This is a genomic window from Rhizobium sp. RU20A (assembly GCF_900155885.1).
Lineage (GTDB): Bacteria > Pseudomonadota > Alphaproteobacteria > Rhizobiales > Rhizobiaceae > RU20A.
This window is the reverse complement of the sequence record NZ_FTMB01000004.1, coordinates 100,607-121,389: the sequence shown is the minus strand read 5'-3', so window position 1 is coordinate 121,389 and position 20,783 is coordinate 100,607. Positions and strand designations below refer to the sequence as shown.

Here is a 20,783-nt window from a genome sequence, read left to right as displayed (position 1 = left end):
AAACCGCCGCTGAACCCGCGGCGACCCCATTCCTCTTGCCGCTTCCCGCGGCTTTGACACTCAAGCGAAAGGACGCTTCAGCGTGCACACCTATTCTGACGTGAACCTCCACATTGACGGCGAATGGCGCTCCGCCCGCGCCGGCGAGACCCTCGATATCATCGATCCCGCCACGGAAGAGGTGATCGGCAAGCTCGCCCATGCGCGCAAGGCCGATCTTGATGAGGCTCTCGCCTCGACCGAAAAGGGCTTCCGCATCTGGTGCAACACCTCGCCGCTGGAGCGCTCTAAATTGATGCGTAAGGCCGCCGATCTCCTGCGCGAGCGCGTCGAGAAGATCGCCTTCCTGATGACCCGCGAACAGGGCAAGCCGCTTGCCCAGTCCAAGGCAGAAATCCTTGGCGCCGCCGATACGATCGACTGGTTCGCCGAAGAGGGACGCCGTACCTACGGCCAGATCATCCCAGCCCGCTCGGCAGACGTCGCGCAGATGGCGATCAAGGTGCCCGTCGGCCCCGTCGCTGCCTTCACGCCGTGGAATTTCCCGATCAACCAGGTGGTCCGCAAGCTGTCGGCAGCCCTGGCCACCGGTTGCTCGATCATCGTCAAGGCACCCGAGGAAACCCCGGCGTCGCCCGCCGAACTGATCCGCGCCTTTGTCGATGCCGGCGTCCCGACCGGGGTTATCAACCTCGTCTACGGCACGCCCTCGGAAATCTCCGAATATCTGATTGCCCATCCCGTGATCCGCAAGATCTCGTTTACCGGCTCCACCCCGGTCGGCAAGCAGCTCGCGTCCCTGGCCGGCAAGCACATGAAGCGCGCGACGATGGAGCTGGGCGGCCACGCCCCGGTCATCGTGACCAATGATGCCGATCTCGAAAAGGCCATCTCCGTCAGCGCCATGGCGAAGTTTCGCAATGCCGGCCAGATCTGCGTGGCACCGACGCGCTACCTGATTCAGGACGGTGTAGCCGATGAGTTCATCGACGGCATCGTCAAGGCTGCAGAGGCCATCAAGGTCGGCAACGGTCTGGAAGACGACGTCACAATGGGCCCGCTTGCCAATGAGCGGCGCATCCCGGCTCTTGAGGAGCTTTTGCAGGACGCCCTCTCGCATGGAGCGACGCTGAGGACCGGCGGCAAGCGGATCGGAAACAAGGGCTACTTCTTCGAGCCGACGGTGGTGACGGACGTTCCAACCGCGGCGCGCATGATGAACGAGGAGCCCTTCGGCCCGCTTGCCATCGTCAATCGTTTCTCGGATATCGATGAGGCGATTGCGGAAGCCAACCGCCTGCCCTTCGGCTTGGCCTCCTACGCCTTCACCGGCTCGCTGAAGACGGCGCAGACGCTGTCGAGCACCATCGAGGCCGGCATGCTGACGATCAATCACAATGGCCTTGCCCTGCCGGAAGTACCCTTCGGCGGCGTGAAGGACTCCGGCTATGGAACCGAAGGCGGCTCCGAAGCTGTGCAGTCCTATCTCGACACCCGCTTCGTCAGCCAGATGCGCTGAGTGGCAAGACAAGAACGCCGGCCGGATCTTCCCGATCCGGCCGGCGCTGCTTTGGTTTCTCGGATCTCAGGCGGCCCGTAGCCGGCTGGCGAGCCGGTGGATATGTTCCGCACCGATGCCACAGCAGCCGCCGATCATCGTCGCGCCCGCATCCGCCCAGGCGCAGGCAAAATTGGAGTAGACATCGCCCGTCAGATCCGCGCGCGTTTCGTGCAGGTCTTCATTGGCCGCCTTCTCGTCCGTGTCCGTCTCGAAGGCGTTGGCGTAGACACCGATCCTGAGATCCGCCCCCAGCGCAGCAAAGGTGCGTTTTGCCACTTCGACCGCCGCCTGCATGACTTCCGGCTTGGAGCAGTTGAAAAGCAGCGCCTCTGCGCCGGAACCCGCCGCCCAGCGCGCTGCCTCTTCCACCGTCTCGCCCGAACGCAATTTCGGAACGCCACCAGCCCGATGCGCGGCATCATCGGCCAACGTGAAGGAGATCCAGAACGGTTTGCCGTGCCCGGCGATTGCCCGCCTCACCGCCTCACCTTCCGCGATGAGGCTCAGCGTTTCCCCAAGCCAGACATCAACGTGCGGTGCAAGATGCGTGACGAGGACGCTCAGATAATCCTGCACACGGCTCGGGTCGAAGCGCTCTGGCTCGTAGGAGCCGAAGATCGGCGGCAGGGATCCGGCGACAAGAACCTTGCGATCGGCGGCATCGGCCGCCTCCCGCGCCAGACGGCCGGACAGGTCGATGAGCGTTGCTCCCTGTTCGGCAAAGCGCGCCTCGCCGATGTGGAAGGGGACCAGGGCATAGGAATTGGTTGTGACGACATCCGCACCGGCCGCGATGAACTCCGCATGCACCTGCCGAACCGTATCGGGACTGTTCATCAGCGCCAGCGCCGACCACTCCGGCTGCTTGAGTTCGGCCCCGAGCCGCACCAGCTCGCGGCTCATGCCGCCGTCGAGAATGAGAGTATCTGCCATGGTCTGGTCTCCATAAACTGTGCTCAGGGCGTCAGCGCCTGATCAAGATCTGCAAGGATGTCGGCGGCCGTCTCCAGCCCGATCGACAGGCGGAACAGGCCGTCACTGGCAAAGGCGCGGTAGTCTTCCAGCGCCTCACCGCTCAGCCGGAAGGTCGAAGCCATCATCTCGGCCGTGTCGAGCAGCACGACGAGACTGCGCTGGTGGCCGAGCGAGAAGGCGTAGTGCACGATCCGCAGCCGCTCGGCGAGCCGCGCCGCCGCCGCCTTGGGGTCGCGGGTCCGAAAACCGATCATGCCGCCGAAAACTGTCATCTGGCGCGCCGCAAGTTCATGCTGCGGGTGGGAGACAAGGCCGGGGTAGACGACCTGCTCGACCTCCGGATGGGTCTCGAGAAAGGTCGCGACGGCACCGGCGCTTTCGCAGATCGTACGCATGCGGGGATAGAGCGTGTCGATGCCGCGCAGGATGAGCCAGGCCGACTGAGCCGAAAGCGTTGCGCCGAGGTAAACGCCGGCCCGGCCCCGGATTTTCGCCACGAGGGCACGCCGCCCAATGACAGCACCGCCGAGCACATCGCCGTGGCCGTTGATGAACTTCGTCAGTGAATGAATGACGAGATCCGCCCCGAGCGACAGCGGGCGTGTGGCGACCGGCGTCGCGAAGGTTGAATCGATCGTCAGCACCGCCCCCGCCTGATGCGCGAGGGCAGACACGGCGGCGATATCGACGATCCGCAGGATCGGGTTGACGGGGCTTTCGCAGTGGATGACGCGCGTGTTGGGCCGGATCGCCGCCGCGACGGCATCGAGCCTTGCCATGTTAACCGGCGTCACCGCGATGCCGAGGTCCGGCAGCACGCGCTGCGTCAGCTCCACCGCGCCGGCATAGCAGACGTCGGAAACGACGAGATGGTCGCCCGCCTTCAGGAAGGTGAGCAGCGTGCCGGCAATCGCCGCCATGCCGGTGGCCGTAGCCAGCGCATCCTCAGCCCCCTCCAGAGCCGCAAGACGTTGCTCCAGCTGCCGCACGGTCGGGTTCGTCCAGCGGGCATAGAGATAGGGAAGATCCGCGAGATCGGCGACGCCATCGGCCGAAAAGGCGCCATCGCCGGGGGCGAGTGCATTGTTCACCGACATCGATACATTCGGCGCGATCGCCCCCGTCGAGGGATCGATGATCAGCCCGGCATCCAGCGAGCGCGTTTCGGCACCGGCAGTGGCCGGAAGGGGATGGGTCGTGAAGGCGTTCGACATCGGCTGTCCTTTCGCGCAGTCTCGGGGCTCGGTCACCGGCGGATCGGCACCTGCGCCTCGACGATGCCGAAGGCGCGGGTGATCAGCGCCGTCAGCGCCACGTAGAAAAGGGTGACGACGATCAGGGGCTCATAGACCAGCAGCGTGTCCTGCCGGATCTTGTAGGCGACCGCATAGAGATCCATGACCGTGACCGTGAAGGCGAGCGGCGTTGCCTTGAGCTGCAGCACGACCTCGCCGGCAATCGTGGGAAGAGCTGTGCGGATGGCGCGCGGCAGCCAGACGCGGCGGATTAACGTGAAACGGTTCATGCCGAGCGCCTGCCCCGCCTCCAGCTCGCCCCTGGGGACGGAAAGCAGCGCGCCACGCAGCACTTCGGCCTCATAGGCCGCATAGTTCAGCGTGAAGGAGAGCGCCGCAAAGAAGAAGCCCTCGCGCAGCAGCGGCCATAGAAAACTCTGCCGCAACCCCGGTACCAGAGGCAGCAGAGAGCCGATGCCGTAATAGAACAGCCAGAGCTGGATGAGCAGCGGCGTGCCGCGAAATACGGTCGAATAGCCGCGCGCAAGCCCCTTGAGGACCGGGCCGCCGCTGACCATTGCAAAGGCAAGCCCGATCGCCAGCACGAAACCGGAGCTGACGGAAATGACGAGCAGGGCGATGGTCTGCAAACCCCCATCGATCAGAAGTGGCCAATATCTCTGCAGCCAGTCGAAGGTCATGCGCCACCGCCTGACGCCATCGGCTTCTGCCCGCGCCGCACGCGCCGCTCCAGCCAGTTGAAGACGAGGTTGGAGAGAAGCGTGATGGCGAGATAGAGCACCGCCGCGGCAAGGAAGAACAGGAAATACTGCTTGGTGTTGGCGCCGGCCAGCCGCGTCGTCAGCGCCAGTTCCTGGTAGCCGACGACGGCAACGAGCGCACTGTCCTTCGTCACCGACATCCAGAGATTGGCCATGCCCGGCAGCGCATTGGGCAGCATGGCCGGCAGGGTAACCCGGCGAAAGAGCAGCATGGGCGACATGCCGAAGGAGCGCGCCGCCTCGATCTGGCCGACGGGGATAGACAGGATGGCGCCGCGCAGCACCTCCGTCATATAGGCGCCCTGTACAAAGCCGAGCACCGCAACGGCCGCCACGAAGCCATTGACCTCGACAGGCGGAAGCCCGAGCGCCATCAGGAGCCGGTTCAGCCCGTCGGTGCCGGCATAATAGAGGCCGACGATGAGGATGAGCTCCGGCACCGCGCGGATGACCGAGGTGTAAAGATTGAGCAGGAGCCCGACGACCCGGCTGCCCGAAAGCTTGCCGAGCGCGCCAAGCAAGCCGATGCCGAGCCCGATCCAGTAAGCCGAGAGCGAGATGGCCACGGTGGTGGCGGCACCGGTCAGCAATGCGCCGCCCCAGCCCGGAGGCTGAAGCGCCAGCAATTGCCATGCCGTCATCGATCCCGTCGCCATTTCTCTTGCGGCCTCCGGCGCTTACTTGCCGTAGATGTCGAAGTCGAAATACTTTTTCGAGATCTCGTCATACTTGCCGGAGGCGCGCACAGCCGTGATCGCTGCATCGAGCTTCGCCTTCAGCTCGGTATCGCCCTTGCGAAGCCCCCCGCCGATACCGGAACCCAGAACGGCCGGATCGTCCGCCACATTGCCGGCATCCGAGCAGCACTCCTTGCCGAAATCGGACTTGAGAAACTCCGCCAGCGGAATGGCGTCGCCGAAGACATAGTCGATACGACCGGCGGCGAGATCCTGGAAGGCTTCGTCGAGCGTCTGGTAGGTCTGCTCCGACGCCTTGTCGGCGAAATACTTCTTGTAGTAGTCCGACTGCACGGTCGAGACCTGGATGCCGATCGTCTTGCCATCCACGGCCTCCGGCGTCGCACCCGGCGCGGCATCCTTGGCCGCGATCAGCTTGCTCGGCGTGTTGTAGTATTTCACCGTGAAGTCGATCGTTTTCAGTCGCTCGTCGGTAATCCCCATGGACGACCAGATCACGTCGAACTTCTTCGTCTGCAGCGCCGGGATGAGGCCATCCCAGGAGACGTCGACCACCGAGCAGCTTTCCTTCATTTCCGCGCAGACGGCGTTCATGAGCTCGATTTCCCAGCCGTGCCAGGTGCCGGCGGCGTCCTTGGCGAAGAAGGGCGGATAGGCCTCGTTCATGATGCCGAAGCGTACCTCGGCGCTAGCGGTCGCGGCACTGGCGAAAAGCGCAGCGCCGGCAAGAAGGACGGAGATCAGTTTCATGGTCGTGTTCCCTGTTCGAAGGATGAAGTGAGCGGGCGTATCCCCTCAGGACTGGCGCCCGCTGAAGCTACGGGTGAAATCGCGGCACCGGGCCGTCTGCGGATCGCCGAAGACCTGCGCCGGGGGGCCCTCTTCGCCGACGGCACCGCGATCGAGAAACATCACATGGCTCGAAACGTCGCGTGCAAAGCCCATTTCATGCGTGACGAGCAGCATGGTGCGCCCCTCCTCGGCGAGATCGCGAATGACCTTCAACACCTCGCCGACAAGTTCGGGATCGAGCGCCGATGTCGGCTCGTCGAACAGCATGACGGCCGGATCGACGCAGAGCGCCCGCGCGATCGCCGCGCGCTGCTGCTGTCCGCCGGAGAGAAAAGCCGGATAGGCATCGCGCTTGTCGTAGAGACCCACCTTGGCCAGCAGGGCCTCGCCCTTTTCGATCGCCGCGCTGCGTGGCATTTTCTGCACATGAACCGGCGCCTCGATGACGTTTTCAAGGATGGTACGGTGGGCCCAGAGGTTGAAGCTCTGGAAAACCATGCCAAGGCCGGTGCGCAGTCTCTCCAGCTGCCGGCGATCGGCGGCCTCAAGGCTGCCCTTGCGCCCTGGCCTGAGGCGCAGTTCCTCGCCGCCCACGACGATGCGGCCGCGATCGGGTGTTTCGAGAAGATTGATGCAGCGCAGAAAAGTGCTCTTGCCGGAGCCGGATGATCCGATGATGGAAATGACGTCGCCACGTCGCGCCGTCAGCGAGATGCCCTTGAGCACCTCGAGATCGGCGAAACGCTTGTGAATATCCTCAACGTCAAGCGCAATCGACGCCGCTGTGGTCATCTATATCCCGGTCCCCTGCAAGACCGTGACCATAAAAGGGAGGCTGCGCTGATTTCCTGCACATTTTTCCGTTCTGCGCCAAAAGTGAAGCGCATTGCGAGCTTTTGCGCAAAAGGACCGCATCCTGTAGGAAATCTGTCATTCTTTGTCCGAACGCGCTGTCACGGCGCGCGCCAGACCGCCAGGGAAACAGCCCATGACAGACCGCCTCGACCAGTTCGACAGCGCCATCCTCGATCTCGTGCAGCGGGATTGCCAGATGAAGGCAGAGACCATCGCCGACAGGGTGGGGCTTTCGGCCTCCGCCGTTCAGCGCCGTCTGAAGCGCCTGCGCGCCGACGGCATCATCACCGCCGAGATCGCCGTGGTCGACCGCAAGGCGACGGATTTTCCGATGACCTTCATCACCGGCATGGAGATCGAACGCGACAACTACGATGCGCTTGCCCGTTTCCGCAGCTGGGCGGAGAAGCAGGACAATATCCAGCAGGTCTACTACGTCACCGGCAATGTCGATCTCGTCGCCATCATCACCGCCCGCGACGTCGAGCATTACGACGATATCAGTGCCCAATTGATGTCGGAAAACCCGCAGATCCGCCGGATGCACACCAATGTCGTGCTGCGCGACGTCAAGGTGGGGTTGCACACTCCCGTGCGCACCAACCGGCGCTGACGCTGCAGCGATACATATGCCGAGGCAAGGGGCACCGACATGGGGGATCGAAAGCCGAATCCGGCTTCCGATCCCGTTGCGTTGGCCTCAGATCTGTTCCGCCTGGGCGCCGCTTCCGGCCTTGGCCTTGCCGAGATCTGGCAGGGGGCCCATGGAGGTCATGACATGGGCGGTGAAGCGGCCTTTGCCATCCGGCGACGGGCCCTCGGACCAGCGCCCCGAGACGGGATCGCTGCCGTCCTGCTGGAAACCAAGGAAGGCATAGCTGAACTCGTTGTTTTCCATCTCCTGCGGGAAGCTGTTGGGAATCGGAAAGACCGTCTTCGGGCCTCCGAGTTCTTCCAGCGCCGCCAGCCACTGGTTTTGATGCATCGTATCCCGGGCGATGAGGTAGGAGAGCATCTCCTTCATGCCGGGGTCGCTGGTCATGTTGAACAGGCGAACCGCGAGCGTGCGCCCGGTGGATTCGGCGGCCACATTCGCCGTCATATCAGCGGCGATGTTACCACTGGCATAGATGTGGGACATGTCGAAAGGCACGCCGTCGGAATCGACCGGCATGGCGGAAAGGCCCGCCGACAAGAGATTTTTGAGGTTCAACCCGCCGAGAACGGCGCCGCCCACCGGATCGGCGGCCACCTCCTCACGCAGCGACAGCGGGGCGCCTTCGAGATTGAGGGCGACGGCGGTGGCAAGCATCTCGATATGGCCAAGCTCTTCCGCCGCCGTGTTCATCAGGAGATCGCGGAACTTCGGATTTCCCCGCGCGCCACAGGCCTGAAAGAAATATTGCATCGCAACCCGGATTTCGCCCTCGACGCCGCCAATGGCCTGTTGCAAGGCACGCGCAAAAAGCGGATCGGGCGTATCCACGCGAACGGGGAACTGCAGCTTGTTGTCGGTATAGAACATGATCGTCTCCTTGTGGTACGGCGTGCCAGCGGCAAGGCATGGCAAAACCTCCAGCAACCTGGGCTGGCACCGCGACGTCGGATGGGGATGCACCAGCAGGCTATCCGCCTGCCTGATCGATAGTCGTTCTTCCCTGCTGGCAGGGCCCATCCAACTTCAAGGTCTTGAGAATGTTCCGGCCTCTAACGGAAAGCTGCGCCAATTCAGCGCTCGAAGAGCGCTGAAAGCTGGGCGTAGACCTCAGGGTTACCGGCAATCACGGGTTGCCCTTTAACAGGCCCTCGCCGGCCAGAAAGTCGCTGCGCATCAATCCCGCACCCTCGAGAACGCCGATGGCGCCGAGGCAGTCCCAGGAATTGATGTGCGGCTCGATGAACCCGTTGAGGCGGCCCGCCGCGACATAGCAGAGCGTCAGGGCCCCGGAGCCGTCGCGATAATACATGCAGCCGGCTTTGAGCAATCGCTCGAACAGTGGCAAAAACGCCTCCGGCTTGAGGCGCGGCGAATAGCCGACGCCGCAGATGCCCTCGCCGATGGAACGGGCGGGGTGGCGATCGACCGGGGCGCCGTTCAACGTGGCGGGAAAGTCCTTGCCGCCGGCGAAGAGTTCGTCGCGAGCCCGCGCGCCACGCGATTGACGTAACGATCCCACAGGAGACCACAGAGCCGATCGCCGGCCCGCATCTTCTCGATGATGGCGCGCGCCTTGAGTTCCTCATTCGTGTGCCGGCTATAGTCCGCCTCGAAGGCGCGGCCCGAAACCCAGGTTTCAAGGCAGCCGTGGCGGCCGCAATAGCAGGGGCGCGGCACTTTTGTGATATCCGGATAGGGCAGCGGATTGTGCCACCATTCGCCGCCGCTGATATTGGGGCCATCATGAGCGCGTCCGCCGACGGCAATGCCGGCCCCAGCGCCCGAGCCCAGGATGACGGCGAAAACGACATTGTGGCCGACGCCCGCACCATCGACGGCCTCCGAGGCGGCAAAACAGTCAGCATCGTTCTCGACACGCAGCGGCCGCTTCAGCGCGTCGTCTAGGTCCCGCTCAACGGGCTGGCCGAGCAACCCGGTGAAGCTTGCACCCTTGCTGAACCGGCTTTTTGGCTCCAGCGCACCGGGAATGCCGATACCGACCGATCCGGTCCGTCCCGTCTTTTCTTCCAGTGCCGCGATCATCTCGCCGATCAAACGGATGCAGCCGGCATAGTCGTGCCGGCGGGTATCGTGCCTGAGGCGCAGCAATTCGCGGCCGTCCGGCTCCATCGCTACGCCTTCGACCTTGGTGCCGCCCCAGTCGATCCCGATGAGCATCTCTCGCTCCCCAAGCGCTGTTGCTTTACGCAACAAATCCCTGCGGACGCATTCCGTCAAGTGCGCGCCGCTGTCGTGGGGCGACTCTGGCTATCTTTCCTGCGTGATGATGGCGCGACCGCTGGTGAGATCGACAAGGAGGTTCTCCAGCCTCTCCGCCTCCCCCTCGGGCACGCCGAGCGTCAGCACCGCGCCGGTCTCCACGAAACGTTCGCTGCTGACGAGGAGATCTTCGACCGACTGAAGCCTTGCCCTCACACGGGCCAGATCCGAAAAGCCGATGGTGACGGCGAGCGGCACCCTGAGGACGATCCGCCGCTTCTCGGCAAGCTGAAGGCACTTTGCCGCCACGCCGCCATAGGCCCGGATCAGCCCGCCGCTGCCGAGCAGAATCCCACCGAACCAGCGGGTCACGACCACGACGATGCCATCGAGCGCCTGCCCGTCGATCGCCTGCAGCATCGGCTTTCCCGCCGTACCGGAAGGTTCGCCGTCGTCGCTGAAGCGGTAGGCCTGTCCGATGCGAAAGGCCCAGCAATTGTGGTTCGCATCCGCCGCCGAAACACGCTCGATGAAGGCACGCGCCGACGTCTCGTCATCAACAGGCGCGGCCTGCGCCAGAAAGCGGCTGCGTTTGATCTCTTCCTGATGGGTGGCCGGACCGGTGAGCGTGAACATCAGATCTGACTACAACATTCCGCAGCGCTTGCAAAAGCACGTAGCCGCAGGCGCATTTGATGTTTGTCTTCCGCCGCACTTGCGCTAAGAACGCGCCACCTTTCCGGAAAATGAGGATGAACATGACGCGTTCCCTGTTCCTGCTGCCGGGTGACGGCATCGGCCCCGAAGCCATGGCGGAAGTCCGCAAGATCATCGCCTTCCTGAACGAGGCCCGGGGCACCGGCTTTGTGACGGATGAAGGCCTGGTCGGCGGCTCGGCCTACGACGCCCACGGCGCAGCCATCTCCGACGCCGACATGGAAAAGGCCATGGCCTCTGACGCCGTGCTTTTCGGCGCCGTCGGCGGGCCGAAGTGGGATGCCGTTCCCTATGAAGTCCGTCCCGAAGCCGGCCTCTTGCGCCTGCGCAAGGACATGGAACTCTTTGCGAACCTGCGCCCGGCCATCTGCTATCCAGCACTCGCCTCCGCCTCTTCGCTGCGCCCGGAAGTCGTCGAAGGCCTCGACATCCTCATCGTGCGCGAACTGACCGGCGGCGTCTATTTCGGCGAGCCCAAGGAGATCCGCGATCTCGGCAATGGCCAGAAGCGCGGCATCGACACGCAGGTCTATGACACCTACGAAATCGAGCGCATCTCCGCCGTCGCCTTCGAACTGGCCCGGACCCGCAAGAACAAGGTCTGCTCCATGGAGAAGCGCAACGTCATGAAGTCGGGCGTTCTCTGGAACGAGGTCGTGACGGCAACCCACAAGGCGCGCTTCCAGGATGTCGAGCTCTCGCACATGCTGGCCGATGCCGGCGGTATGCAGCTCGTGCGCTGGCCGAAGCAGTTCGACGTCATCGTCACCGACAACCTCTTCGGCGACATGCTCTCCGACGTCGCCGCCATGCTGACCGGTTCGCTCGGCATGCTGCCGTCGGCCTCGCTCGGCGCCCCCGACGCCAAGACCGGCAAGCGCCGCGCGCTTTATGAGCCCGTGCACGGCTCGGCTCCGGACATTGCCGGCACCGGCGCCGCCAATCCGATCGCCATGATCGCTTCCTTCGCCATGTGCCTGCGCTACTCCTTCAACCTCGTCGATGAAGCAGACAAGCTGGAAGCGGCGATTGCCGACGTGCTGAACAGTGGCGTGCGCACGGCCGACATCATGGCAGAAGGCGCCCGCAAGGTCGGCACGGTCGAAATGGGCGACACGATCCTCGCCCGCTTCAAGGAACTGCTGGCGGCCTAAGACGTAGCCGGAACAGATGCCCATGCGAGGCGCTGCGGTTCATCCGCGGCGCCTTTTCCGTTCGTATGATCACGTCGAAGAAGCGTTGACTCTTTTCCAAATCGGCGTATGCAGCAGGTCGGAAAAGGAAGAGGCCCCATGCACTGCGTCGACGGTGACATCGCAGCGTCGCTGAACCCGGCACAGGATGCCGGCGCTCTGCCTTTCCATATTTTCTCCAAATCGGCCAAAACGACGACGAAAACCGTCTGACGTCTCTGGCCTGCCGCTCTCTCCCCGGCTCGGCCGGGGATGAACGAACCTGCATTGGCCGCAGGTTCGGATCAAACAAGCGGAGAGAGGTCAAGAAAGAGGTTTCTCATGGGTTTCAAGATTGCCGTTGCGGGCGCGACTGGAAATGTCGGCCGCGAAATGCTCAACATCCTTGCCGAACGCGGTTTCCCGGCCGATGAGGTCGTGGCGCTCGCCTCGGCCCGCTCGCAGGGCACCGAAGTTTCCTTCGGCGACAAGACGCTGAAGGTGCGCAACCTCGAAAACTACGACTTCTCCGACACGGACATCTGCCTGATGTCGGCCGGCGGCGCCGTTTCGCTGAAGTATTCGCCGAAGATCGGCGCCCAGGGCTGCGTCGTCATCGACAACTCCTCCGCCTGGCGTTACGATTCCGAAGTGCCGCTGATCGTTCCGGAAGTGAACCCCGATGCGATCGCGACCTTCTCCAAGAAGAACATTATCGCCAACCCGAATTGCTCGACCGCCCAGCTCGTCGTGGCCTTGAAGCCGCTGCACGACCATGCGGTGATCAAGCGCGTCGTCGTCTCGACCTACCAGTCGGTCTCCGGCGCCGGCAAGGACGGCATGGACGAGCTCTTCAACCAGACCCGCGCCGTCTTCGTTGCCGATCCCATCGAGAGCAAGAAGTTCACCAAGCGCATCGCCTTCAATGTCATTCCGCACATCGATAGCTTCATGGAAGATGGCTATACGAAGGAAGAATGGAAGGTCCTGGCCGAAACCAAGAAGATGCTGGACCCGAAGATTAAGGTGACCTGCACGGCCGTGCGCGTTCCGGTCTTCATCGGCCATTCCGAATCGGTGAATATCGAATTCGAGAAGGAAATCACCGCAGACGAGGCGCGTGACATCCTGCGCGAAGCGCCCGGTTGCCTCGTCGTCGACAAGCATGAAAACGGCGGCTACGTCACGCCCTACGAATGCGCCGGCGAAGACGCGACCTATATTTCGCGCATCCGCGAGGACGCCACGGTCGAAAACGGCCTCAACATGTGGGTCGTTTCCGACAACCTGCGCAAGGGTGCGGCCCTTAACGCGATCCAAATCGCCGAGTTGCTCGTCAACCGCAATCTGATCCGCGCCAAGAAGCAGGCCGCCTGATCGGACGATGCGACCAAGAAAAAACGCCCGCTGCCAATGCCGCGGGCGTTTTACTTAAGAGTGCATTTACCCTTCTTGATCAAAAAGTTGTTCCTGACACAGCCGCAGACGTGCGGTGACAGCACGCTGGCGGAATGGCATCCTCCGATGAAAGAAATCGGACTTTGACGGGGTTTTTCATGCAGAAGACATCTGGCCTCCTGGCCGGGCTTGCTTTGGCCGCAACGCTTTTGGCCACACCGGCCGCAAGTTTCGCCGCCCAGTGCGGCAACACATCCGCAGGCTTCAACGCATGGGTCCAGGACTTCAAGCGCGAAGCGGCCGGCCGCGGCGTGAGTGCCTCCGTGCTCGACGCAGCCTTCTCCGGTGTTTCCTACGCCAATGCCACGATCCGCGCCGACCGCGGCCAGAAGAGCTTCAGGCTCTCGCTGGAGGAATTCATGCGCAAGCGCGGCGCCAATGCCATCATTTCCCGCGGCAAAAAGTTGCGGGCGCAAAACGCCGCCCTTTTCGACAGCATCGAACAGCGCTTCGGCGTTCCCCCCGGCCCGCTCCTCGCCATCTGGGGCATGGAGACCGGCTTCGGTGGTTTCCTGGGCAAGGAGCACACCATGTCGGCGGTGGCGACGCTCGCCTATGACTGCCGGCGTTCGGACTACTTCACCAATCAGCTCTACGCGGCCCTGACGCTAGTCGGGCGCGGCGACCTCAGCCCGTCGGCTCGCGGTGCGGCCCATGGCGAAATCGGCCAGACCCAGTTCCTGCCGGCCAATGTCGTGAAATACGGCGTGGATGGTGACGGCAATGGCCACGTGGACATGGTCCGCTCCAAGGCCGACGCCCTCGCCTCGACCGCCAACTTCCTGCGTGGCCACGGCTGGCGCCCGGGCGCCGGCTACCAGCCCGGCGAGCCGAATTTCGCCGCCATCCAGGGCTGGAATGCGGCCAGCGTCTATCAGCGCGCCATCGCGATCATCGCTGCCGAGATCGACGGCCGCTGAGCCGGACGACAAAGGGCATCAGACTCCTCAACGCTGGCGAAAGCCGGCGTTTTGTTTGCACGCCATCACAGCGAGGGACGCGAAAAGTCGCCGGTCTTGTGGTCCATGACCCATAATTCTCCGGTCGAAATATCGAACCAGGCACCGTGCAGGTTCAGCTTGCCGCGCTGTTCAAGAATGGAAACGCAGGGAAATGTTCTCAGATTGCTGATGGAATTGCGGATCGATACCCGCTCAAGAACGCGCTGGCGCTCGGTGGCGGTCAGAACCTCCGCATTCTGGATCTGCGCGGCCGCCGACTTCAAGAGCCCCATCCACTTGCCAATGAAATCGCCCGGCGACAAGGGATCTGCATCCGGATCGAGCGCCGCCTTGATACCCCCGCAGCGACCGTGTCCCATGACGACGATGTCCTGCACTTTCAGGGCCTGAACCGCAAATTCGAGTGCCGCCGATGTCGAGTGGTACTGGCCATCCGGCTCGTAGGGCGGCACCATGTTCGCGACGTTACGAACGACGAAAAGCTCGCCAGGACCGGAATCGAAGATAGTCTCGGGAGCGGCACGCGAGTCGCAGCAGGCAACCACCAGCACCTTCGGCGTCTGTCCGGCATCGGCGAGCTGCTTGTAGCGCTGCTGCTGCTCGGTAAAACGCCCGTCCATGAAGTTGCGGTAGCCCTTCAGCAACTGCTCCGGAAATCGGTTCATCGTTTGCATCCCTCTTCGCCCTTCAAACTCGCGCTCCGCCTCTCAGAACAAACCGGCACCACTTGGCGGAAGTCATCAGTGCGCAAAGCGCACATTTAACGGCTTTGCGCAATGCAGCAAGAGCAGCAGCGGGATCATCGGCCGCGTCTGTTCACCGGGTGGAGAAGGTGGCGGATCTGGACGAGGGCCATGGGGGAGACGAGGCTCGTCGCATCTTCTTCCAGCATCATTTCCGAGGCCGAACGGCGCGCCGACCGCGCGATGATCTCGAACACCGCGGCTGTCGCCAGTTGCAGGCAGCGCTCTTCCGAATGGCCCTCCGTCAGCCGCGCCGTGAAAAGGGCCGTCAAAAGATCGCCTGTTCCCTTGGGAGCATCCTCGATATGGCGGTGCTCAGCGAGCAGCGCGTGGGAACCGGAGAGAAACAGGTTTCCGGTGCCGCCGTTCAACATGGAATAGGCCGACGTCACCAGCACCCGCGCCGGCCCGAGTGCCAGGGCCGCTTCCATGATCTCGTTGTTGTCGCGAAGATCCGCGCCGCAAAGCCACGAGAGTTCGAAACGATTCGGCGTCGTCAGATCCGCAAGTGGCAGCAACCTGTCGCGAATGGCTTCCGCCGTCGCGTCCGAAACGTAGATGCCACCGTGATCGCCGATGACGGGATCGCAGACATGCAGGAGCGCGGGGTTGCGGCGCTTCAGGCGCTCGATGAGGTCCGCCATGACGGCGACCTGGTCGGCACTGCCGAAATAGCCGCATACCACCGTACCGATCTCGTCGGCAAAGGCCGAGGCCGCGATGTCGTCGGCCATGGCGGCGAGATCCTCGGCCTGCAACACGCTGCGCGTGGAGCGCCCGTGACCGGGATGCCAGGGCAGGACGACCGTCGGCAGGGCCCAGACCGGCAGGCCGAGCGTTTGAAAGGCGAAAACCATGGCACGGTTTCCGACCGAGCCCCGCACGACATGGCTCGAGATGGAAAGAACCGCCTTTCCGTTCCCTGCCTTTGATGACCCGTCGTGCATGTCATTCGCCCCAATTGCGCTCCCTTGATTCCGCAGCGCCGCCCCCCTTGTCAACGCTCGTGCGGTCAGCGGCCTGCATCCCGAAAGCAGTTTTGCGCCAGTTTTATCGAAAATTCACAGTGGGCGGCTCAGATTTCATCCAGAATGACCGAAAACCGTCACGAACCGGTGCGTTTTTCGTGAAAATCATCGCGCAGCAACCCGAGTCTGCTAGGGTCGCGCCAGTCGGAGGGGAGACATCCATGGCATCCAGAAACCAGAACCGCCGCGAGCGGCAGATCGACCTTGCAACGCAGGCCATGGAGGGCACCGGTCCGGGCGGGCTGTCGCCAGCCATGCTCTTCGGCCGCGCCAGCAATGACGACCTGGAGCTCTACACACCGGAAATGCTGGCCAGGACGGTTTCCCATGCGGCGCGCGTCATCGCGGCCTGGCACCGGACCGAGGCGGACGTGCGGATCGAAACGGTCGAGGGCGTGGCCATCGGGGGCGTGCCCGTCTCCGTCCTGACGGTCACCGATCGCAACATGCCGTTTCTCTATGATTCGGTGATGGGTGAGGTCACCTCCACCCACCGCGACCTGCATCTTGCCGTGCATCCCATTCTCGTCGTCACGCCAGGCCAGCCGATCGCCCTTTTCGACCCGGAAGGCAGCAGCGATCCGGGCGACCGTGTCAGCCATATCCAGATCCATCTGCCGCCGCTTGGCGAGGCAGAAGCGCAAAGCCTTGTGGCGCGGGTCCGCACCGTGCTGAGCCATGTGCATGAAACGGTCGAGGACTGGCGCGCCATGACGCTGCTGCTCGACCAGGCCATGCAGGAGATGGAAGCCCATGGAACCGGGCGCCGCAAGGGCGACAAGGAAGAGGCCCTCGCCTTCTTGCGCTGGCTGCGCGCCAACAATTTCACCTTCCTCGGCATGCGCGAATACACCTATTCCGGCAGCGGCGAGACGGCCGTCGTGGAACGCGGCGAGGGTCGCGGCCTCGGCATTTTATCCAATCCGGAAGTGCGCGTGCTGCGCCAGGGCAAGGATGCCGTGCTGACGACGCCCGAGATTCTCGAATTCCTCGAAGGCCCAGATTTCCTGATCGTCACCAAGGCGAATGTGAAGTCGCTGGTGCATCGCCGCGCCTATATGGATTATGTCGGCATCAAGCGGTTCGACGCCAATGGCAAGGTCATCGGGGAGTTGCGCGTCGTCGGTCTCTTCACCTCCACGGCCTATACCCGCCCAGCCTCCGAAATTCCGCTGCTGCGCCTGAAGGTCCAGCGCATCATCGACCAGTTCGGCTTCGATCCGCAGAGCCATTCCGGCAAGATGCTGATCAACACGCTGGAATCCTATCCGCGTGATGACCTTTTCCAGATCGAGTTGCCGCTGCTGGCCAATTTCTGCGAGCAGATCAACGAACTCGGCGATCGTCCCCGCATTCGGGTCCTCTCCCGCGTCGATCATTTCGACCGCTTCGTCTCGGTCCTCGTCTATGTGCCGCGCGAACAGTACGATTCCGACGTTCGCGAAAAGATCGGCACCTATCTGAAGACCATCTATGACGGCCGCGTCTCGGCCTATTATCCGGCCTTCCCGGAAGGGGGCCTTGCCCGCGTCCACTTCATCATCGGCCGCTCGGGCGGGCGCACGCCGCGCGTGCCGCAGCCGAAACTGGAAGCGGCCGTACGCGACATCGTCACGCGCTGGACCGACCGTTTTGCCGATCTTGCTCGCAATGACAGCGTAACCCTGACAGCGGGCGATGCCTATCATGCCGCCTTCACGCCGGCGGAAGCCTATGCGGACCTCGCCGACATGCGGGCGGTGGAGACCAAGGATCCGATCCGCATCCAGTTCTACCGCCGCAGCCTCGCTCGCGCCGAGACGATCGAGCTCAAGATCTTCCACGCCGAAGACGCCGTCTCCCTCTCGCGCCGTGTGCCGCTGCTGGAAAATCTCGGCTTTAGCGTGGTCAGCGAACAGACCTACGAACTTGTCCTCGGCGAGCCCGACGGCGCCCAGCGCCTGGTGATTCTGCACGACATGGAACTCGTGAAGCGCGACGGAAGCGGCACCGACCTCGGTCTCCTGGGTCCGGCCCTGGAAGAGGCCTTCCTCTCGGCATGGACCGGAAAGGTGGAGGATGACACCTTCAACCGCCTCATCCAGTCCTCCGGCCTTGGCATCTTCGAGATCAACGTCTTGCGCACCTATGCGCGCTATCTGCGCCAGACGGGCATTACCTATTCCCAAGGCTATATTGCGGACACGCTCGGCAAATATCCGGTGACGGCAGGCGCGCTCTTCCGCCTCTTCCACACCCGGCTCGACCCCGCCCTCGATGACAAGACCCGCGCCCGCAAGGTCAAGGCGATCGAGGCAGCGTTGGAGGAAGAATTCGCCAAGGTTCCGAACCTTGACGAAGACCGTATTCTTCGCCGGCTCAAGAATGTCGTCGATGCGACGCTGCGCACCAACTTCTTCCAGTCCGATCTGGAGGACCGCGGCGTGGTCCTCGCGGTCAAGCTGGATCCCAAGGCGCTGGACGGCCTGCCTGAGCCGCGCCCCTTCCGCGAAATCTTCGTTTACGGCGCCGATGTCGAAGGCGTGCATCTGCGCTTCGGGAAAGTCGCGCGTGGCGGCCTGCGCTGGTCGGACCGGGCCCAGGATTACCGCACGGAAGTCCTGGGTCTCGTAAAAGCACAGCAGGTGAAGAACGCCGTCATCGTGCCGGTCGGCGCCAAGGGCGGCTTCTTCCCCAAGCAGCTTCCGGTGGGCGGCAATCGCGACGAGGTGTTCCGCGTCGGGACCGAGGCCTACAAGACCTTTATCCGTTCGCTGCTTTCCGTCACCGACAACATCGTCGGTGCCGACGTCGTTCCACCGGCCGACACGGTACGGCACGACGGTGATGATCCCTATTTCGTCGTGGCGGCCGACAAGGGCACGGCAACCTTCTCCGACACCGCCAACGGCATTGCCCAAAGCCTTGATTTCTGGCTGGACGACGCCTTTGCATCCGGTGGCTCGGCCGGCTACGACCACAAGAAGATGGGCATCACCGCCCGCGGCGCATGGGAAACCGTCAAGCGCCACTTCCGCGAAATGAACATCGACATCCAGACGACGCCCTTCACCGTGGCCGGCGTCGGCGACATGTCGGGCGACGTCTTCGGCAACGGCATGCTGCTGTCGCGCCAGATCCGGCTCGTCGCAGCCTTCGACCACCGCGACATCTTCATCGACCCTGCACCGGAAACCGAGAGCGCCTTCCGCGAGCGCGAACGCCTCTTTGCCCTGCCGCGCTCCAGCTGGCAGGATTATGACACGTCGCTGCTTTCGGCGGGCGGCATGATCATCTCGCGGTCGGAAAAATCCGTGACGCTGACGCCGGAAGCGATGGCGGCGATCGGGCTCGACAAGGTCAAGGCGACCCCCTTCGAGATCATGAATGCCATTCTGAAGGCGCCTGTCGATCTCCTGTGGTTTGGCGGCATCGGTACCTACATCCGCGCCGCGACCGAAAGCGATGCGGAGGCGGGCGACCGCGCCAATGACGCGATCCGCGTGACCGCCGACGAGGTACGCGCCCGAGTGATCGGGGAAGGCGCCAACCTCGGCGTCACCCAGAAGGGCCGCATCGCCTATGCGCTGTCCGGCGGACGGTGCAACTCCGACGCCATCGACAATTCGGCCGGCGTCAACTCGTCCGACGTCGAGGTCAACATCAAGATCGCGCTGGCATCGGCCATGCGAAGCGGACGCCTGACACGACCCAAACGCAACACGCTTCTGGCGGCCATGACAGACGAAGTGGCAGGCCTCGTGCTGCGCAACAATTACGAGCAGTCTCTGGCCATTTCGCTGACCGCGATGGATGGCGGCGCCAACCGCGTGCTGCTCGGTCGCCTGATGAGCCGGCTGGAAGCGGCGGGCCTCCTCAACCGCAAGGTCGAAACCCTGCCCGACGATGCGGCGCTTGCCGAACGCTACGAGACCGGGCGCGCACTCACCCGGCCGGAAATCGGCGTGCTGCTGTCCTATGCCAAGCTCACGCTCTTCGAGGAACTGCTCCACAGCGACCTGCCGGACGGCCCCTTCTTCGAGCAGACGCTCTTCCATTATTTCCCCCAGAAGATGCAGAAGGACTATGCCGGCGAGATCTGCGATCATCGCCTGCGCCGTGAGATCATCGCCACCATCCTCACCAACGCCGTCATCAACTGGGGCGGTCCGGCCTTCGTGAGCGAACTCATGGACGCCACGGGGCGCTCCGCGGCTGACGTGGTGCGTGCGGCCATCATTGCCAATGAAGGCTTCGGTCTGTCTGCACTGCGCCGCACCGTCGATGGTCTCGACAACCAGATCCACGGCACCGTGCAGAACAAGCTGTACCACCGCCTGCGCCACACCCTGCGCATCACCACCGGTGCCCTTCTGTTTGCCAAACTGTTTGACGGCGATATTGCTGCCACGGCGAAGGATATCCGCGCTGGCATTGCCAAGCTGACCGCGCCCATTCATGAGTCCGTGGGCTCTGATGTCATCCACCGCGAAACGGCGGCGCTGCGGGAAGGCAACGTGCCGGATGATCTTGCCGCACAGATCGGGGAACTTGGGTTCTTCGCCTCGGTGCCGGAGATCCTGTCCCTCGCAAAAGCCACTGATCTTCCGCTCACAAAGACGGCCCAGACCTACCTTGCGGTGTCAGGACGCCTGAGGATCGGTCGTCTGGTGCAGGCCGCCGACCGGTTGCAGCCGAGTGATGCCTTCGATGCCATGGCCGTGGCACGGGGCGTTGCCGCCGTTGCCCGTGCGCGCCATGATCTGGCGGCCGCGCAGTTGCGCCTTCAAAGCAACGATCCGGCCTCGGAAGCGGCCATGCAGAGGACGGTGGAGCAATTGACCGCACTCAGCGAGAGCGGCGATTTGACCCTCTCGAAGCTGACAGTGGCGGCCGGCCTGCTGACCGATCTTGCCCGCGAGCACGGAGCCTGACACAACAGACGGGC

18 protein-coding genes are annotated in these 20,783 nt (G+C 63.5%); 6 read left to right on the top strand and 12 right to left on the bottom strand.

The annotated features are described in order from the left end of the window. The first annotated feature begins 82 nt into the window (after positions 1-82). Positions 83-1,519: an NAD-dependent succinate-semialdehyde dehydrogenase gene (locus F3H41_RS12590; protein WP_149739040.1), complete on the top strand. Its 1,437-nt coding sequence runs from the start codon at positions 83-85 to the stop codon at positions 1,517-1,519. Between the two features lie 66 nt (positions 1,520-1,585). Here F3H41_RS12590 and F3H41_RS12585 read toward each other — a convergent pair whose 3' ends face one another. From F3H41_RS12585 to F3H41_RS12560, 6 genes are read right to left on the bottom strand one after another with little or no spacing between them, the layout of a single operon-like run. Further along, complete coding sequence (locus tag F3H41_RS12585) at positions 1,586-2,494, bottom strand: homocysteine S-methyltransferase family protein (RefSeq protein WP_149739039.1); 909 nt, start codon at positions 2,492-2,494, stop codon at positions 1,586-1,588. 23 nt (positions 2,495-2,517) lie between these two features. Further along, on the bottom strand, positions 2,518-3,750 hold the full coding sequence (locus F3H41_RS12580) for an aminotransferase class I/II-fold pyridoxal phosphate-dependent enzyme (protein WP_149739038.1): 1,233 nt from the start codon (positions 3,748-3,750) through the stop codon (positions 2,518-2,520). Positions 3,751-3,782: 32 nt separating this feature from the next. Further along, complete coding sequence (locus F3H41_RS12575; RefSeq protein WP_149739037.1) at positions 3,783-4,472, bottom strand: ABC transporter permease; 690 nt, start codon at positions 4,470-4,472, stop codon at positions 3,783-3,785. Further along, positions 4,469-5,209: an ABC transporter permease subunit gene (locus F3H41_RS12570; RefSeq protein WP_188129449.1), complete on the bottom strand. Its 741-nt coding sequence runs from the start codon at positions 5,207-5,209 to the stop codon at positions 4,469-4,471. Before F3H41_RS12570 ends, F3H41_RS12575 begins: the two co-directional genes overlap by 4 nt. Positions 5,210-5,230: 21 nt before the next feature. Next, on the bottom strand, positions 5,231-6,001 hold the full coding sequence (locus tag F3H41_RS12565; protein ID WP_149739036.1) for a transporter substrate-binding domain-containing protein: 771 nt from the start codon (positions 5,999-6,001) through the stop codon (positions 5,231-5,233). Positions 6,002-6,046: 45 nt separating this feature from the next. Next, complete coding sequence (locus tag F3H41_RS12560) at positions 6,047-6,835, bottom strand: ATP-binding cassette domain-containing protein (RefSeq protein ID WP_149739035.1); 789 nt, start codon at positions 6,833-6,835, stop codon at positions 6,047-6,049. A 196-nt stretch (positions 6,836-7,031) separates the two neighbouring features. On the opposite strand from F3H41_RS12560, the gene F3H41_RS12555 reads away from it, so the two are divergent. Then, complete coding sequence (locus tag F3H41_RS12555; protein ID WP_149739034.1) at positions 7,032-7,511, top strand: Lrp/AsnC family transcriptional regulator; 480 nt, start codon at positions 7,032-7,034, stop codon at positions 7,509-7,511. An 87-nt stretch (positions 7,512-7,598) separates the two neighbouring features. On the opposite strand, the gene F3H41_RS12550 is transcribed toward F3H41_RS12555, so the two are convergent. The 4 genes from F3H41_RS12550 to F3H41_RS12535 all read right to left on the bottom strand — a co-directional run bounded on the left by F3H41_RS12550 (position 7,599) and on the right by F3H41_RS12535 (position 10,412). Then, positions 7,599-8,423, bottom strand: coding sequence for a manganese catalase family protein (locus tag F3H41_RS12550; RefSeq protein ID WP_149739033.1), 825 nt, complete (start codon positions 8,421-8,423; stop codon positions 7,599-7,601). 256 nt (positions 8,424-8,679) lie between these two features. After that, the gene (locus F3H41_RS12545; protein WP_188129448.1) at positions 8,680-8,997 is read right to left on the bottom strand and encodes an inositol monophosphatase family protein; all 318 of its coding nucleotides are present in this window, start codon (positions 8,995-8,997) and stop codon (positions 8,680-8,682) included. Beyond that, positions 8,994-9,734, bottom strand: coding sequence for an ROK family protein (locus F3H41_RS12540; protein WP_149739031.1), 741 nt, complete (start codon positions 9,732-9,734; stop codon positions 8,994-8,996). Before F3H41_RS12540 ends, F3H41_RS12545 begins: the two co-directional genes overlap by 4 nt. Positions 9,735-9,824: 90 nt before the next feature. Continuing rightward, positions 9,825-10,412, bottom strand: coding sequence for a YigZ family protein (locus F3H41_RS12535; RefSeq protein WP_149739030.1), 588 nt, complete (start codon positions 10,410-10,412; stop codon positions 9,825-9,827). A gap of 122 nt (positions 10,413-10,534) precedes the next feature. Between F3H41_RS12535 and leuB the strand changes: the two genes are divergently transcribed. From leuB to F3H41_RS12520, 3 genes are all read left to right on the top strand, one after another. Further along, complete coding sequence (leuB, locus tag F3H41_RS12530) at positions 10,535-11,647, top strand: 3-isopropylmalate dehydrogenase (protein ID WP_149739029.1); 1,113 nt, start codon at positions 10,535-10,537, stop codon at positions 11,645-11,647. A 360-nt stretch (positions 11,648-12,007) separates the two neighbouring features. After that, complete coding sequence (locus F3H41_RS12525; RefSeq protein WP_149739028.1) at positions 12,008-13,042, top strand: aspartate-semialdehyde dehydrogenase; 1,035 nt, start codon at positions 12,008-12,010, stop codon at positions 13,040-13,042. Positions 13,043-13,221: 179 nt separating this feature from the next. Continuing rightward, positions 13,222-14,043, top strand: a complete 822-nt coding sequence (locus F3H41_RS12520; protein ID WP_149739027.1) for a lytic murein transglycosylase — start codon at positions 13,222-13,224, stop codon at positions 14,041-14,043. Positions 14,044-14,108: 65 nt separating this feature from the next. Here F3H41_RS12520 and F3H41_RS12515 read toward each other — a convergent pair whose 3' ends face one another. Both F3H41_RS12515 and pdxY read right to left on the bottom strand, forming a co-directional pair. After that, entirely contained in the window at positions 14,109-14,750 is a 642-nt protein-coding gene (locus tag F3H41_RS12515; protein ID WP_149739026.1) for a carbonic anhydrase, read from the bottom strand. Positions 14,751-14,884: 134 nt separating this feature from the next. Then, positions 14,885-15,775, bottom strand: coding sequence for a pyridoxal kinase PdxY (pdxY, locus tag F3H41_RS12510; RefSeq protein ID WP_149739025.1), 891 nt, complete (start codon positions 15,773-15,775; stop codon positions 14,885-14,887). 242 nt (positions 15,776-16,017) lie between these two features. Between pdxY and F3H41_RS12505 the strand changes: the two genes are divergently transcribed. After that, positions 16,018-20,769, top strand: a complete 4,752-nt coding sequence (locus tag F3H41_RS12505) for an NAD-glutamate dehydrogenase (protein WP_149739024.1) — start codon at positions 16,018-16,020, stop codon at positions 20,767-20,769. The last annotated feature ends 14 nt before the right edge of the window (positions 20,770-20,783 follow it).